At 64.3% G+C, this 13,015-nt stretch carries 16 protein-coding genes and 1 tRNA gene; 5 read left to right on the top strand and 12 right to left on the bottom strand.

Translation table 11 applies throughout. The features are described 5' to 3' along the window. Nucleotides 1–50: 50 nt before the first annotated feature. A complete protein-coding gene (gene obgE, locus ACNHGR_RS09440; protein WP_475285646.1) occupies nt 51–1,148 on the bottom strand; it encodes a GTPase ObgE in 1,098 nt (365 codons plus the stop codon). 30 nt (nt 1,149–1,178) lie between these two features. Then, nucleotides 1,179–1,796, bottom strand: a complete 618-nt coding sequence (locus ACNHGR_RS09435; RefSeq protein WP_184266679.1) for a TetR family transcriptional regulator — start codon at nt 1,794–1,796, stop codon at nt 1,179–1,181. Nucleotides 1,797–1,850: 54 nt separating this feature from the next. Here ACNHGR_RS09435 and ACNHGR_RS09430 point away from each other — a divergent pair, with 54 nt between their 5' ends. Both ACNHGR_RS09430 and ACNHGR_RS09425 read left to right on the top strand, forming a co-directional pair. Next, entirely contained in the window at nt 1,851–2,687 is an 837-nt protein-coding gene (locus ACNHGR_RS09430) for a metal-dependent hydrolase (RefSeq protein WP_475285644.1), read from the top strand. Nucleotides 2,688–2,718: 31 nt separating this feature from the next. Then, nucleotides 2,719–3,243 (top strand): GNAT family N-acetyltransferase, encoded by a 525-nt coding sequence (locus tag ACNHGR_RS09425; protein WP_475285642.1) that lies wholly within the window; start codon nt 2,719–2,721, stop codon nt 3,241–3,243. Between the two features lie 118 nt (nt 3,244–3,361). On the opposite strand, the gene ACNHGR_RS09420 is transcribed toward ACNHGR_RS09425, so the two are convergent. From ACNHGR_RS09420 to rplU, 3 genes are all read right to left on the bottom strand, one after another. Then, on the bottom strand, nt 3,362–3,934 hold the full coding sequence (locus ACNHGR_RS09420) for a GNAT family N-acetyltransferase (RefSeq protein WP_475285641.1): 573 nt from the start codon (nt 3,932–3,934) through the stop codon (nt 3,362–3,364). A gap of 307 nt (nt 3,935–4,241) precedes the next feature. After that, a complete protein-coding gene (gene rpmA / locus ACNHGR_RS09415; RefSeq protein WP_184266666.1) occupies nt 4,242–4,511 on the bottom strand; it encodes a 50S ribosomal protein L27 in 270 nt (89 codons plus the stop codon). A gap of 27 nt (nt 4,512–4,538) precedes the next feature. Continuing rightward, entirely contained in the window at nt 4,539–4,835 is a 297-nt protein-coding gene (gene rplU, locus ACNHGR_RS09410; RefSeq protein WP_004207901.1) for a 50S ribosomal protein L21, read from the bottom strand. A 221-nt stretch (nt 4,836–5,056) separates the two neighbouring features. Between rplU and ACNHGR_RS09405 the strand changes: the two genes are divergently transcribed. From ACNHGR_RS09405 to ybaL, 3 genes are all read left to right on the top strand, one after another. After that, nucleotides 5,057–5,458 (top strand): hypothetical protein, encoded by a 402-nt coding sequence (locus ACNHGR_RS09405; protein WP_475285639.1) that lies wholly within the window; start codon nt 5,057–5,059, stop codon nt 5,456–5,458. Nucleotides 5,459–5,517: 59 nt separating this feature from the next. Further along, the gene (locus tag ACNHGR_RS09400) at nt 5,518–5,649 is read left to right on the top strand and encodes a hypothetical protein (protein ID WP_475285638.1); all 132 of its coding nucleotides are present in this window, start codon (nt 5,518–5,520) and stop codon (nt 5,647–5,649) included. A gap of 141 nt (nt 5,650–5,790) precedes the next feature. Further along, nucleotides 5,791–7,425: a YbaL family putative K(+) efflux transporter gene (gene ybaL / locus ACNHGR_RS09395; RefSeq protein WP_475285636.1), complete on the top strand. Its 1,635-nt coding sequence runs from the start codon at nt 5,791–5,793 to the stop codon at nt 7,423–7,425. Between the two features lie 54 nt (nt 7,426–7,479). Here ybaL and ACNHGR_RS09390 read toward each other — a convergent pair whose 3' ends face one another. From ACNHGR_RS09390 to ACNHGR_RS09360, 7 genes are all read right to left on the bottom strand, one after another. Next, entirely contained in the window at nt 7,480–9,252 is a 1,773-nt protein-coding gene (locus ACNHGR_RS09390) for a DEAD/DEAH box helicase (protein ID WP_475285634.1), read from the bottom strand. A gap of 251 nt (nt 9,253–9,503) precedes the next feature. Beyond that, complete coding sequence (gene rplA / locus ACNHGR_RS09385) at nt 9,504–10,202, bottom strand: 50S ribosomal protein L1 (protein WP_184266656.1); 699 nt, start codon at nt 10,200–10,202, stop codon at nt 9,504–9,506. A gap of 4 nt (nt 10,203–10,206) precedes the next feature. After that, a complete protein-coding gene (gene rplK, locus ACNHGR_RS09380) occupies nt 10,207–10,638 on the bottom strand; it encodes a 50S ribosomal protein L11 (RefSeq protein WP_184266653.1) in 432 nt (143 codons plus the stop codon). A 274-nt stretch (nt 10,639–10,912) separates the two neighbouring features. Further along, entirely contained in the window at nt 10,913–11,449 is a 537-nt protein-coding gene (nusG, locus tag ACNHGR_RS09375; RefSeq protein WP_056687666.1) for a transcription termination/antitermination protein NusG, read from the bottom strand. A gap of 36 nt (nt 11,450–11,485) precedes the next feature. Then, a complete protein-coding gene (gene secE / locus ACNHGR_RS09370; RefSeq protein ID WP_184266650.1) occupies nt 11,486–11,689 on the bottom strand; it encodes a preprotein translocase subunit SecE in 204 nt (67 codons plus the stop codon). A gap of 172 nt (nt 11,690–11,861) precedes the next feature. Continuing rightward, nucleotides 11,862–11,937 (bottom strand) — tRNA-Trp (locus tag ACNHGR_RS09365). Between the two features lie 63 nt (nt 11,938–12,000). Further along, the gene (locus tag ACNHGR_RS09360) at nt 12,001–12,918 is read right to left on the bottom strand and encodes a YihY/virulence factor BrkB family protein (RefSeq protein WP_475285631.1); all 918 of its coding nucleotides are present in this window, start codon (nt 12,916–12,918) and stop codon (nt 12,001–12,003) included. Between the last annotated feature and the right edge of the window lie 97 nt (nt 12,919–13,015).

Below are 13,015 nucleotides of genomic sequence, written 5' to 3'. Positions count from 1 at the left end.
GCGCAAAGTTCTCGACAAGCTCGAACCGAACGGAGGTTTATGATCTGGCTCTAGATCGGCGACCAGCCGGCTTCGCTGTCCGCGCCGCCTTCTTCTTCGCCGTCCTCGGCATCCTCGTCCATCATCAGCAGCACCGCGTCCAGCAGCGCGCCGACGCCTTCACCGGTCGCGCCGGAAATGATGAAGACATCCTCCACGCCCGCTTCCTCGCGCAACTGGCCGGCAATATCTTCCATCAGTTCCTGCCCCAGCAGGTCGCCCTTGTTGAGCACCACCAGCTGCGGCTTCTCGTCCAGACCTTCCCCATAAGCCGCCAGTTCGTCGGTGACGATATGGAAGGCCTCGACCGGATCGTCGGTGGTCGCGTCGATCATGTGCAGCAGGACGCGGCACCGCTCGATATGGCCCAGGAACCGGTCGCCAATGCCCACGCCCTCGGCCGCGCCCGCGATCAGGCCCGGAATATCCGCCAGCACGAATTCGCGATCGCGATGCAGCACCACGCCCAATTGCGGCTTTGTGGTGGTGAAGGCGTATGCGCCGACCTTCGCCTTGGTATTGGTCACCTGATTGATGAAGGTCGACTTGCCCGCATTGGGCATGCCGACAAGGCCGACATCGGCCAGCAGCTTCAGCCGCAGCCAAACCCACATTTCCTGGCCTGGCCAGCCCGTGCCATGCTGGCGCGGGGCGCGGTTGGTGCTGGTCTTGTAGGACATGTTGCCCCGGCCGCCATCGCCGCCGCGCAGGAAGGTGATGCGCTGCCCCACTTCGGTGAAGTCGGCCAGCACGTCCTGATCCTCATAATCGGGATAGCCGTCCTCGTCCTCGCTACCCTCGATCGGCTTGGGGTCGGACAATATCTGCGTGCCGACCGGCACCTTGATGACCAGATCCTTGCCGCCCGCGCCATAGCGGTTCTTGCCCATGCCAGGCGTGCCGCGCTGCGCCTTGAAATGCTGGGTATAGCGGAAATCGATCAGGGTATTGAGGCCCTGCACCGCTTCGAAGATGATGTCGCCGCCCTTGCCGCCATTGCCGCCGTCCGGGCCGCCATATTCCTCGTATTTTTCACGACGGAAACTGACCGCGCCGGGGCCGCCCCAGCCGGATTTGATATAGATTTTGGCTTGATCGAGAAAATGCATGGCGCGCCCATAACCGCAAAAGGCAAAAAGTTAAACCTTGGCTTGCGCTGCCAAGGCGGCCGCCTCCTGCATCAGTGCAAAAGTCAGGCTGCGCGTGGCGATTTCACGCGCTTTTTCACGGGGCAGGGCCAATGCGCCGGCCATCGCGCCGCCCAGTTGCGAATCGCCCAGCGCCAGCAGCACCAGCATCAGCGTATTTTCGCGGATCAGGTCGGCGAGGTTGGGGGTGAGGGCACTCGCCGCCAGTTTGTCGACCAGCCGGTGGATCGCCTCCACCACCGGGTCCAGCGCATCCTCATTGCCCGACGCCAGCATCCAGCTCGCCAGCGCGCCCGCGCCCTCCCGGTCGAAGGCGTCGAACGTCATGTCGACGATGATGCGGGGGCTGACCTCGCCGCGCCGCGCGGCATTGACGGCATCGCCGATCTTGGCGGTGATCGTCTCGCCCAGATGCGCGGCCAGTGCCTTTTGCAGCCCCGCCGCCGATCCGAAATGATGCAGCAGATTGGCATGCGTCCGGCCGACCCGACCCGCCACCGCCTTTAAAGTCACCGCCTGTGGCCCCGCCTCGATCAGCAGGTCGCGCGCAGCCTCCACGGCGACGAGGCGGCTTTCATCCGGGCTGAGGCGGGCACGTTTAATTGACATGAGTGTCAGTTACTCTTATTTACACTAATGTAAGTAACAACCGGAGGCATCCCCATGACCCCGACTGATCTCACTATCACGCCCCGCGACCGTCGCTTTGCACGCGATCGCCGGACCGCGCGACATTGGCTGAACGGCGATCCGATCGCCACGGCTTTCTTCAATGCCCTGTCGATCACCTTCCCGCGCGGGGAGGCCTATTTCATCGACAGCGTCCGCGCCTTCCGCGACGGCGTGCCGGACAGGCTGGCCGGCGAAATCGCCGCCTTCATCTGCCAAGAGGTCGTCCACAGCCGCGAACATCTGGCCTTCAACCGGCAGGTGACCGATCATGGCTATGACGTGGCGCGCCTCGACGCCGACGTGACGATGGTACTGGACCTCGCCCGGCAACGTCCGCCGATCGCCAGCCTCGCCGCGACCATGGCGCTGGAACATTTCACCGCCATCCTCGCGCATGAACTGCTCAGCGACCCGCGCCATCTGGACGGCGCCGACCCGGAGATTGCCGCGCTGTGGCGCTGGCACGCGGTGGAGGAGATCGAGCATAAGGGCGTCGCCCATGACACATGGGGCCACGCTACCCGCGACTGGAGCCGGTTCAAGCGCTGGTGGGTGAAGAGCGCGATGATGCTGGTCGTGACGAAACATTTCCTCCACCACCGCGCGCGCGGCATGATGCACCTGCTGCGGCAGGACGGCGTCACCGGTCGGCGCGCCTGGGGCGGGCTGCTCCATTATGCGCTGGTCCGGCCGGGTATCTTGCGCCGCGTCGCCCGGCCATGGCTGGGCTATTTCCTGCCGGGTTTCCATCCGTGGCAGGTGGACGACCGCGCGCTCATCGCGCTGGACGACAGCCCTTATGCGGCGGCCTTGCCATCTGCCGCTTGACCATGGCGAAGCGGCAGTTTCTTATCGCCGCATGACTGAAGCGCCCACGCTCGAAACCATCCGCCTGATCCTCCGCCCGCACCGGATTGAGGATTATGCCGAATGCCGCAAACTATGGGCGGATGCCGGCGTGGTGCGCCATATCGGCGGCATGCCGCTGGACAGCCAGTCGGTCTGGTTCCGCATCCTGCGCTATGCCGGCATGTGGTCGCTGCTCGGCTATGGCATGTGGGTGATAGAGGAGCGCGACAGCGGCGTCTTCCTCGGCGAAGCCGGCCTGCTCAGCGCCGAACGCGGCCTGCCCGAACTGGAGGGTGTGCCCGAAGCCGGCTGGGTGCTGGGGCCGAACGCATGGGGCAGGGGCATCGCCACCGAAGCGATGCAGGCCATCCTCGACTGGGCCGACGCCCATCTCGACGCGCCCTCGCTCCGCTGCATCATCGATCCGGGCAATGCAGCCTCGATCAAGGTGGCGGAGAAACTGGGGTTCGAGACGCTCACGGACACGCAGTTAGGTGGCAAGCCTACCCGCGTCTTCGACCGGCCGAAACATTGAGAAAAGCGTCATTGCGAGCGTAGCGAAGCAATCCATGGAAGCACCATTGGATTGCTTCGCTACGCTCGCAATGACGGCTTATTTCATCCTGGGCGGGCCTGCACCCGCCGGAATGCGATCAGGCCGCCACCGGCAGCGCATCGCCGTACAGGTCCATGGCCGGGTCATTATCCTGTCGCATGGCGTCGCCTTCCTCGAACAGCAGGCAATCGACCATCGCGTCGCGGCCGAGGCTATAGCGCTGCGCCTTCTGCCCCGTGAAGCGGAAGCCCAGCTTGCGCAACACATTGCCCGATGCCGGATTGTCGGCAAAGTGGCAGGCGCGGATGTCGCGTACGCCATTGGCCCGCGCCATGCTCATCACGGCGCGCGCAGCCTCGGTCGCGAAGCCCAGCCCCCAATAGGGGCGGGCGATCCAATAGCCCAGCTCCGGTGCGCCGGCTTCATCCAGATGGATGCCGCATCCGCCGACCAGACGCGGCGCGCCCTGCGTGCGGGTGAAGGCCAGCAGGCGCGGCAATTGCGGATGATGCGGCAGCGCCAGAAAGGCTTCCGCATCGTCCAGGCCATAAGGGCTTGGCGCACGGCTCAAATTGCGCAGGACCGACGGATCACCGATCGTCCGGGCCAGCATGGGGGCATCTTCCATCCAGCCCGGACGAAGGAGCAGGCGGGGGGTACGGGCAAACATTCTCGTCTCTCCTCTTGGCTGCGCCGTTAGCCGCCAATGATGACGACTTCGCGACGGCGGTTTCCGGATGAATCCCCGCCCGCAAGACGCGCGAGAAGGCGTGGAGTTCCAGAGGCTTGAGGGAAATCGGGAGAGGAAGTGCCGCTTTATTCTTTTGTCATGATCCGGTCAGGATCAGGCAACGGAAAAAGGGGCGCTCCCATGGAAGGAGCGCCCCTTGTTTCCCTCGAAAACCGGCAGGTGCCTGTTTGACATCTGTCGGGAGGATCGCCCCTTTGCGGAGGACGACCCGTCATCAAGTCGTCCGTTATTCGGCGGCCAGCGCCACGGCGTCGACCGACACATATTTGCGGCCGAGCTTGCCGGTGTGGAATACCACGCGGCCTTCACCCAGCGCGAACAGCGTGTGGTCCTTGCCGATGCCGACATTGCGGCCCGGATACACGCGCGTGCCGCGCTGACGGATGATAATGTTGCCGCCGATCACTTCCTGACCGCCGAACTTCTTCACGCCAAGGCGCTTCGACTCAGAATCGCGACCGTTGCGCGACGAACCGCCAGCTTTCTTATGTGCCATGACCTAGACTCCTTACTTAAGCTGCGCTCAGGCGATCGACACGATCTTGAGGATCGTGTGATTCTGGCGGTGGCCGTTCTTGCGGCGATAGTTGTGACGACGGCGCTTCTTGAAGACGATGACCTTCTCGCCCTTCGCCTGCGCGATGATTTCGGCTGCGACGGTCAGCTTGGCTGCGTCCTTCAGGTCGCCGCCTTCACCGGCCAGCAGGACGTCGTCCAGCGTAACCTTGTCGCCGGCTTCGCCAGCCAGCTTTTCAACGACGATCTTGTCTCCGGCGGCGACGCGATACTGCTTGCCGCCCGTGCGCACGATAGCGAACATGGCTTGTCTCTTCTCGTTCAAATCTGCTTTACGCAGCTCACCAAAGACATGACGCCTTGCCGACCCGCGCGGGAATGTGGCCCGTTAGTGGAATGACTCGCGCCTGTCAACCGATGGGGCTGGAAGCAGGGGTGGTTTTCCCGCTTTTTCGTCCCTATCTTCATGGCTACACAGGCGAAGGCGGCGTTACACGCGCGGCCTTTAAGGAGCAAGTCTCGCATATGCGGCAGGGTACAGGGGCGTGGTGGAGCGGAAAGGGCGCGATGATGCGCCTGCCGATCCTTGCCGCCCTGTGGATGCTGCTGGCGGTGACCTTGCTGTCCGCGCTCGCGCCGCTGGGGCCACCGCTCAGCCGCGCCACCGGCTCCGCCTTCAACCCCGCGACTCTGGACGTGGTGCTGAAGGCGCGTACCCAGTCTGCGGCCCAGACGGTGATGGAAGCGCCCCGGCCTGATGGCGATGGCGGTCCGCCGCCCATGCTGCTGGCTCTGGCGCTGGCCATCGTCCTGCTGGGCCTCCGTCATGCCCTTCCGGCAGGGCACGTCCGGCATCATCGCTACAGCCTCCCATCCTTCGCCCCTGCGCGCACCCGTCGCGCCCGCGCGCCGCCCGCCGCTTCCTGACGATTCGCGTCTCTGTCCGGCCCCTGGCCGGGCTTTCGTCGGAACAAGGAGCATCTCCCATGGCTCGCAGGAAAGCCGCGCGACGCATCCGTCGCCGTCGCCCGCCCTGGTGGTTCATGCCCGCCGTCATGTCTGGCCTCGCCATCGTGGCGGCCGGCCTGTCGGCGGTGATGATGACCGTCGTAGAATAGACTTCCCCGCCATCCGTTCGGTTCGAGCCTGTCGAGAACCATTGACCTGCGTTCTCGACAGGCGCGAACTGAACCAATGTGATATAAATATTCCCGCCGGACGCATCGCGCAGCGTCCGGCGACAGGATCGAAAGGCTTTCATGCCCCACCATACGCCCCTGATCGGCACCATCGTTGCCGGCCTCGTCGTCGCCTTCATCATGGGCGCCATCGCCCATCGCCTCAAACTTTCGCCGCTGGTCGGCTATCTCGTTGCCGGCATTTTGGTCGGCCCCTTCACGCCCGGCTTCGTCGCAGACGCTGGCCTTGCCAATGAACTGGCCGAAATCGGCGTCATCCTGCTGATGTTCGGGGTGGGCCTCCATTTTTCCCTGAAAGACCTTCTGTCGGTCAAGAATATCGCCGTACCCGGCGCGCTGGTGCAGATCGCAGTCGCAACCCTGCTCGGCATGGGGCTGGCCTATTATATGGGCTGGGGCCTGATGGGCGGTATCGTCTTCGGCCTCGCGCTCTCGGTCGCCAGCACAGTGGTGCTGCTGCGGGCGTTGCAGGGCGCCGACCTGGTCGAAACCCGGCGCGGCCGAATCGCGATCGGCTGGCTGATCGTGGAGGATCTGGTGATGGTCCTCGCCCTCGTCCTGCTCCCTGCGCTCGCTGGCGTCCTCAACAATGCCGATGGCGGCGGCGGGGCAGGGGCGCTCATAGCGCCGCTGCTGGGCACTCTGCTGAAGGTCGCGGGCTTCGTCGCGGTCATGCTGATCGTCGGCCGCCGTGTCATCCCCTGGGCGCTGCACTGGGTCGTCCATACCGGCTCGCGCGAGCTGTTCCGCCTCGCGGTCCTCGCCATTGCCCTTGGCGTCGCTTTCGGCGCGGCGCTGGCATTCGACGTCTCCTTTGCGCTCGGCGCCTTCTTCGCCGGCATGATCCTGGGCGAAACGCCGCTCAGCCGCCGCGCGACGGAAGAAACTCTCCCGCTGCGCGATGCCTTCGCCGTGCTCTTCTTCGTATCGGTGGGGATGCTGTTCAACCCGTCGATCGTGCTGGAGCATCCGCTGCCGCTGCTGGCAACGGTCCTCATCATCGTCATCGGCAAGTCGATCGCCGCCTGGGGCATCGTCCGCGCCTTCGGCCATCCCAATGTCACTGCGCTCACCATCGCGGCCAGTCTGGCGCAGATCGGCGAATTCTCCTTCATCCTCGCTTCGCTCGGCACCGGCCTTGGCGTCCTGCCCGCTGACGCGCGCGACCTGATCCTTGCCGGCGCGCTTGTCTCCATCTTTCTCAATCCCATCCTTTTCTCGATCATCGTGCGGGAGCACAAGAAGGACGATGAAGAGGAAGACGTCGCCAAGGCGCCGGAGAAACCCCGCATCGGCCATGTCATCCTGATCGGCTATGGCCGGGTCGGCAAGCTGATCGCGGCGCGGCTGCACGACCGCAACGTTCATTTCGTGATCGTGGAAGGCGACCCGGAACGGGTGGAGGAGGCCGAAGAGGCCGGCCTGTCGGTCGTGAAGGGCAATGCGCTGGAGGACAAGCATCTGCTCGCCGCCGGCATTTGCGAGGCGCGCCACCTGCTGATCGCGGTGCCCGAAGGCTATGAGGGCGGCGCGATCCACGAACATGCCCGCACCCTCAATGACAAGGTTCAGGTTATCGCCCGCGCCCATAGCGACGCGGAGGTCGCTCATCTGGAGCGGCTGGGCGTCCCCCATGTCGTCATGGGCGAACGCGAACTGGCCGGCCGCATGCTGACGCTCTGCGGCGTGGGGTAAAAGAAAAGGCCCCGTTCGGTCATGCCGAACGGGGCCTTTTTCAAATCAGGGCTATCAGCCGCGCGAGCGGGGCGGTCCCTTGCGCGGGCCGCCAGCGCCGGCGCCCTTGAACGGGCGCGCACTGTGCGGACGTCCGCCACCGGGACCACCGCGCGGGCCGCCACGGTTGGGGCGATCGCCGTTGGACGGGCGCAACTGCTTGCGATTTTCGCGCGCCTCTTCGCGCGGCGCGCCGTCGATCATCTCGAACGCTACATCCGCACCCTCGTCATTCGCTTCGCCACTGCGCTTGACCGCCGACATGAAGCGGCTGACGATCGCCTTGGGGATCTCGAACATCGTCTCGTTGCTGGTGATGCGGATCGCACCGATATCCTGACGCGACACATGGCCACGGCGACAGATCAGCGGCAATATCCAGCGCGGATCGGCATTCTGGCGACGACCGATGTCCATGCGGAACCATTGGGTATCCTCAAAGCCCGGACGCGGCCCGTCATTGCGCTGCGGCGCTTCGCTGCGATCCAGCAGTTCTTCGGGCGCGGGCAGGGCTGCACGGGCGCTCTTGACCAGCATGGCGGCGATTTCCTTGGCCGACTTTTCGGCCAGCAGTTCGGCGCCCAGCGCCCAGTCCGCCTCGTCCAGTTCCGCCTGTTCCATCAGGCTGGCGCGCAGGCGGGCATTGTCCTGCTCCAGGATCGCCTCGCGGCTCGGCGGGGTGCCCCATTCGACGGGGATCTTCGCCCCGCGCAGCATCGATTCGACGCGGCGACGGCGCGGATAGGGCACGATCAGCACGGCGGTGCCCTTCTTGCCGGCGCGGCCGGTGCGGCCCGACCGGTGCTGCATCGTCTCGGCGTCGCGCGGCAGTTCCACATGCACCACCAGCGTCAGCGACGGCAGGTCGATGCCGCGTGCAGCGACGTCGGTCGCCACGCACACCCGCGCGCGCTTGTCGCGCAGCGCCTGCAAGGCATGGTTGCGCTCATTCTGGCTATGCTCGCCCGACAGCGCCACGGCGGCAAAGCCACGCTCGGTCAGGCTGGAGTGCAGGTGACGCACATTGTCGCGCGTGGCGCAGAACAGGATCGCCGTCTCCGCCTCATGATAGCGCAGCAGGTTGACCACGGCATTCTCGATGTCGGACGGGGCGACCGTCAACGCCTGATAGCTGATGTCGCCATGGCCGCGCTCTTCGCTCATCGTGGAGATGCGCAGCGCGTCATTCTGGTAACGCTTGGCCATCGCCACGATCGGCTTGGGCATGGTGGCCGAAAACAGCAGGGTGCGGCGCTCTTCGGGCGCACTGTCGAGAATGCCTTCCAGATCCTCGCGGAAGCCCATGTCGAGCATCTCGTCCGCTTCGTCCAGCACCACGGTTCGCATCGCCGACAGGTCCAGCGCGCCGCGCTCCAGATGGTCGCGCAGACGCCCCGGCGTACCGACCACGATATGCGCGCCGTGCGACAGGGCGCGGCGTTCCTTGGCGGCGTCCATGCCGCCCACGCAGGTGGCGATGCGGGCACGCGCGGCGCCATAGAGCCATTCCAGCTCGCGGCTCACCTGCAAAGCCAGTTCGCGCGTCGGCGCGATCACCAGCGCCAGCGGCAGGCCGGCGACGGGCAGCCGCTCGGCATCGCCCAGCAATTCGCCCGCCATGGCGAGGCCAAAGGCAACGGTCTTGCCCGAACCGGTCTGCGCCGACACGAGCAGGTCACGGCCCAGCGCCTCTTCCTGCGTCACTTCGGACTGAACGGGGGTCAGCGCCTCATAGCCCTTGGCGACGAGCGCCTGGGACAGGAGGGCGGGGAGGGTTTCAAAAGCCATTTTTCTGTTTTCCATCGGTAAAAGCGACCCGCCATTCCCGACGGATACTTGATGACCTCTCGCTGCCGCGATGCGCGGTTCAGCCGGTGCGTCAGGTCAATGCGCACCTGTCCTGCCGGTTGCCCGACACGCCATTGCCATTGCAGGCATGACGAAAGGGAAGGGCGAAAGGCCTGTCTTCCCTCAAACAAGAAAGCCTCCTTCCCGCATTCGTCAGGAAGGAGGCTTTCCCATTATCTATAGCGCAAGAATCAGATCGAAGCGACTTCCGCCACGTCGACCTTCACGCCCGGACCCATCGAGGACGACAGGGCGATCTTGCGAACATATTTGCCCTTCGAACCCGACGGCTTCGCCTTGACGATCGCGTCGACGAAGGCGTCGAAATTCTTGCGCAGGTCTTCGGCCGAGAAGCTCGACTTGCCCAGACCAGCGTGGATGATACCGGCCTTTTCGACGCGGAATTCGATCTGACCACCCTTGGCGGCCTTCACGGCTTCGGCGACGTTCGGCGTCACGGTGCCCAGCTTCGGGTTCGGCATCAGGCCCTTCGGACCCAGAACCTTACCCAGGCGACCCACCAGACCCATCATGTCGGGGGTGGCGATGACGCGCTGGAAGTCGATGTTGCCGGCCTGGATCGATTCGAGCAGGTCTTCGGCGCCCACGATGTCGGCACCGGCGTCGAGCGCCTGCTGAGCCTTGTCGTTGCGGGCGAACACGGCGACGCGGACGTCCTTGCCGGTGCCGGCGGGCAGGGTGACGACGCCACGGACCATCTGGTCGGCGTGACGCGGATCGACGCCCAGGTTGATCGCGATTTCGACGCTTTCGTCGAACTTGGCGGTCGCGTGGGTCTTGATGAGGCCGAGCGCCTCGTCAACGCCGTGCAGCTTTTCCTTGTCGATGGCGGCGGACAGGGCCTTCGCCTTCTTGGTGATCTTCGCCATTATATCAGCCCTCCACCACGTCGAGGCCCATCGCGCGCGCGGAGCCTTCGATGATCTTCGTTGCAGCGTCGATGTCGTTCGCGTTGAGGTCGGCCATCTTGGCCTGCGCGATTTCAGCGAGCTGGGTGCGGGTGATCTTGCCAGCGACGACCTTGCCCGGTTCCTTGGAACCCGACTTCAGGTTGATCGCCTTCTTGATCAGGAAGGTCGCGGGCGGCTGCTTCGTGGTGAAGGTGAAGCTGCGGTCGGCATAGACGGTGATGATGGTGGGCAGCGGGGTGCCCTTGTCCATGCTGGCGGTCTGTGCGTTGAACGCCTTGCAGAATTCCATGATGTTCACGCCGCGCTGACCCAGGGCAGGGCCGATCGGCGGTGCAGGCTTTGCGTCTCCAGCGGGCACCTGGAGTTTGATATAGCCCGTAATCTTCTTGGCCATTGTCACTCACTCTTTAGCTGGCGGATGTGTGAGGCACATCTGCCGGTTCAAGTTTAGCGGTCGAACGGTCATCCAGAGACGACCTCCCGCACATGGTCCTTGCCGCCCCGGGGACGGCATGGAAGCGCGGGCCTATAGCGATGTTCGCTCTGAAAGGAAAGGGGGTCTGTCGACATGTGCGACAAACCCCTGTTCGACCTGCTCTTTACGGCAAAAAGGGCCGCCGATCCGGGGATGGGCGACCCTTTTTGAAAGCCTGCCTTGCGGCGGGCGCTTACTTCGACAGTTCGACCTGTTCGAAATCCAGTTCCACCGGGGTGGCGCGACCGAAGATCGACACCGACACCTTGACGCGGTTCTTTTCGAAATCCAGTTCCTCGACCACGCCGTTGAAGCTGGCGAACGGGCCATCCAGCACCTTGACGCTGTCGCCGATTTCGTAATCGACGCTGACCTTGTGCTTGGGGGCGGCTTCGGCTTCCTTCTGGGCGCCGAAATAGCGGGCGGCGTCCGCCTCGCTGATTGCCTGCGGCTTGCCCATCGAACCCAGGAAGCCGGTCACCTTGGGCGTGTTCTTGACCAGGTGGTAGATGTCGTCGTTCATCGCCAGCTTGGCGAGGACGTAGCCGGGCATGAACTTGCGCTCGACCTGGACCTTCTTGCCGCGCTTGACCTCGGTGATGGTTTCGACAGGCACTTCCACCTGCTCGACCAGTTGCGACAGGCCCATGCGCTCGGCTTCGGACAGGATCGATTCCTTGACCTTGTTCTCGAAGCCCGAATAGGCGTGGATGATGTACCAGCGCGCCATGTTACCGTCTCAAACTCCTGTTCAGAGCGTTTATGCTCAACGTCCCGATGCCAATCCCAGCAACCACTGGACGATCGCGCCGAAGAAAGTGTCGATGCCAAAGAAGAACAGGCCCAGCAGCGTCGTCATGATGACGACCATCACGCCGGTCATCATCGTTTCGCGGCCGGTCGGCCATACGATCTTCTTCGCTTCGGTCTGTACCTGGTTGACGAATTCGCCGGGGGAAACCTTCGCCATCGTCTGCCTTTGCACGTCTTGAAACCAACACCAAATCGCGAAGCAACAGTCCGCCCTCCCGATCCCGCTTTGTTTCAGCGTCCGGGGGTGCGGCCGCTCGCTCCGCGACCAAATTCGCCTGCGAACCTAGCCGCGGACCTTTGTGTTTTCAAGGGTTCGCGGCCAGTTCGCTTGGCAGGAGTGGAGGGACTCGAACCCCCGGCATTCGGTTTTGGAGACCGACGCTCTACCAACTGAGCTACACTCCTGCACTGGCCTTGGGCCAGCGAGGAGGGCGCTTTAGCGTGGCCTTGCGGGGAGGGCAAGCGCCATTATGCGGCTTTTTGCATTGGCTCGGATACTTGCGTGTCGACGCTGGTCTGCCGCTCGGCCTCCGCGTTGATCTGCGCGCCCAGCAGCACGATATAGGCGGACACGAACAGCCAGAGTTGCAGCACCACGACCGCGCCCAGCGACCCGTAGGTCTTGTTATAATTGCCGAATGTGGAAACATAGAAGGACACGCCCAGCGTCGCGGCCAGCCAGAACAGGGTTGCGGCCACCGACCCCACCGTCAGCCATTGCCATTGCGCATGGCGGCGGTTCGGCCCGAACCGGTAGATGAGGCCAAAGATCGTGCTCGCCAGCAGGCCCGCGCACACCCATGTCGTCGCCTTGATCGCGAACAGCACGCCCGGCCCCCAGTTGGTCAGGAAATCCTGCAACAGCCCGATGATCGTCGCGGTGAACACGCCTGCGACCACCACCAGCACCGCCGAAAAGGTGATGCCCATCGACGTGCGATAGAATTTCAGGATGTTGCGGCCTTCCTTCTGGCCATAGACGATATTGAGCGCCTCCATGATCGCCGACGCCGCACGGGTCGCGCCATAGACGGCGATCGCCAGCGCCAGCAGCAGCCCGAACCCGATCGCGGGTTTGCGCGTACTGACCACGCCGAGCAACTGGTCGTTGATGAGGGAGGCGGCGTCGGCGGGCACGACGGAAATGATCGCCTGCATATGCCGCCCGACCATCGCCGGATCGCCGAACAGGCCATAGGTCAGCACCACGGCCGCCAGCAAAGGCGCGATCGACAGGAACGCATAATAGGCCACGCCCGCCGCCAGCAACCCGACATGGTTGGACGACAGCGCACCATGGACCCGCTTCAAAATCTCCCACCATCCCCGCGCCGGTATCTTCCACGGCGCGTCGACATGCACTTGGCTCGCGACTTGTGCGGTCATCACATTCCCCTGCTGTTCACCAAGGCAAGCGCGCGAGGGGGAGGGTGGTTCCCTGATGGGGTGGATGGAAGGGTGGATTGGGTGGTTAGGAGACTGG

Source organism: Sphingobium sp. RS1 (assembly GCF_056156825.1).
Note: the sequence above shows the minus strand (reverse complement) of the source record. Positions and strands in the feature narration are given on the sequence as shown.

Bases quoted from the DNA above. Each gene is read 5' to 3' on its own strand.
- obgE (WP_475285646.1), bottom strand. From the start codon at position 1,148: ATGCATTTTCTCGATCAAGCCAAAATCTATATCAAATCCGGCTGGGGC.
- ACNHGR_RS09435 (WP_184266679.1), bottom strand. From the start codon at position 1,796: ATGTCAATTAAACGTGCCCGCCTCAGCCCGGATGAAAGCCGCCTCGTC.
- ACNHGR_RS09430 (WP_475285644.1), top strand. From the start codon at position 1,851: ATGACCCCGACTGATCTCACTATCACGCCCCGCGACCGTCGCTTTGCA.
- ACNHGR_RS09425 (WP_475285642.1), top strand. From the start codon at position 2,719: ATGACTGAAGCGCCCACGCTCGAAACCATCCGCCTGATCCTCCGCCCG.
- ACNHGR_RS09420 (WP_475285641.1), bottom strand. From the start codon at position 3,934: ATGTTTGCCCGTACCCCCCGCCTGCTCCTTCGTCCGGGCTGGATGGAA.
- rpmA (WP_184266666.1), bottom strand. From the start codon at position 4,511: ATGGCACATAAGAAAGCTGGCGGTTCGTCGCGCAACGGTCGCGATTCT.
- rplU (WP_004207901.1), bottom strand. From the start codon at position 4,835: ATGTTCGCTATCGTGCGCACGGGCGGCAAGCAGTATCGCGTCGCCGCC.
- ACNHGR_RS09405 (WP_475285639.1), top strand. From the start codon at position 5,057: ATGCGGCAGGGTACAGGGGCGTGGTGGAGCGGAAAGGGCGCGATGATG.
- ACNHGR_RS09400 (WP_475285638.1), top strand. From the start codon at position 5,518: ATGGCTCGCAGGAAAGCCGCGCGACGCATCCGTCGCCGTCGCCCGCCC.
- ybaL (WP_475285636.1), top strand. From the start codon at position 5,791: ATGCCCCACCATACGCCCCTGATCGGCACCATCGTTGCCGGCCTCGTC.
- ACNHGR_RS09390 (WP_475285634.1), bottom strand. From the start codon at position 9,252: ATGGCTTTTGAAACCCTCCCCGCCCTCCTGTCCCAGGCGCTCGTCGCC.
- rplA (WP_184266656.1), bottom strand. From the start codon at position 10,202: ATGGCGAAGATCACCAAGAAGGCGAAGGCCCTGTCCGCCGCCATCGAC.
- rplK (WP_184266653.1), bottom strand. From the start codon at position 10,638: ATGGCCAAGAAGATTACGGGCTATATCAAACTCCAGGTGCCCGCTGGA.
- nusG (WP_056687666.1), bottom strand. From the start codon at position 11,449: ATGGCGCGCTGGTACATCATCCACGCCTATTCGGGCTTCGAGAACAAG.
- secE (WP_184266650.1), bottom strand. From the start codon at position 11,689: ATGGCGAAGGTTTCCCCCGGCGAATTCGTCAACCAGGTACAGACCGAA.
- ACNHGR_RS09360 (WP_475285631.1), bottom strand. From the start codon at position 12,918: ATGACCGCACAAGTCGCGAGCCAAGTGCATGTCGACGCGCCGTGGAAG.